The sequence below is a fragment of the Parasediminibacterium schistidii genome (assembly GCF_046546515.1).
In the GTDB taxonomy this organism is placed as follows: domain Bacteria; phylum Bacteroidota; class Bacteroidia; order Chitinophagales; family Chitinophagaceae; genus Parasediminibacterium.
Map to the genome: position 1 here is coordinate 1 of NZ_JBKHKJ010000087.1, position 1,041 is coordinate 1,041.

The window sequence follows — 1,041 nt, forward strand, 5'->3', positions numbered from 1 at the left end:
TAGCGTTGCAGGAACATACACCGCCCATTTGATAAATGCAGTAGGCTGCGATAGTGCCGCTACCTTGTTATTGACCGTGAAAGCCAATTCTACTAGTACCACCAATGCAAGCATCTGTGCTGGCGGTTCTTATACCTTCAATGGCACTACTTATAGCGTTGCAGGTACTTATACTGCCCATTTGGTAAATGCAGTTGGTTGTGATAGTGCCGCTACCTTGGTTTTGACTGTAAAAGCAAATTCTACATCAACCACCAATGCAAGTATTTGTGCCGATGGCTCTTACGCTTTCAATGGTACTACTTACAGCACTGCAGGTACATACACTGCCCACTTGGTAAATGCAGCAGGCTGCGATAGTACAGCTACCTTGGTATTGACCATAAAAGCAAATTCTACATCTACCACCAATGCAAGCATCTGTGATGGCAGTTCTTATACTTTCAATGGTACAGCATACACTACGGCAGGAACTTATACTGCACACTTGGTAAATGCAGTAGGTTGCGATAGTGCCGCTACATTGGTATTGACTGTAAAAGCAAATTCTACATCCACCACCAATGCAAGCATCTGTGCAGGTGGTAAGTATAATTATAATGGCACATATTATAGTAATGCGGGTAGTTATATAGCCCACCTTACCAATGCACAAGGTTGTGATAGTGCCGCTACTTTGGTTTTGACTGTTAAGGCAAATTCTACATCCACCACCAATGCAAGCATCTGTGCAGGTGGTAAGTATAATTTTAATGGCACATATTATAGTAATGCGGGTAGTTATATAGCCCACCTTACCAATGCACAAGGTTGTGATAGTGCCGCTACTTTGGTATTGACAGTTAAACCTCTTTCTACTTCTACCACAAATGCAAGCATTTGTGCTGATGGTTCTTATACTTTCAATGGTACTAGTTATACAACGGCAGGTACTTATACTGCACATTTAACCAACGCACAAGGCTGTGATAGTGCTGCTACCTTGGTGTTGAGTATTAAAGCAAACTCAACCTCTACTACAAATATTTCAATATGCAGTGA

General features: G+C 41.9%; 1 protein-coding gene. It reads left to right on the plus strand.

What is annotated here, in order from left to right; genetic code table 11:
* On the plus strand, window positions 1-1,041 hold a 1,041-nt coding region (locus ACHFIY_RS19265), incomplete at both ends, for a hypothetical protein (protein WP_410847761.1).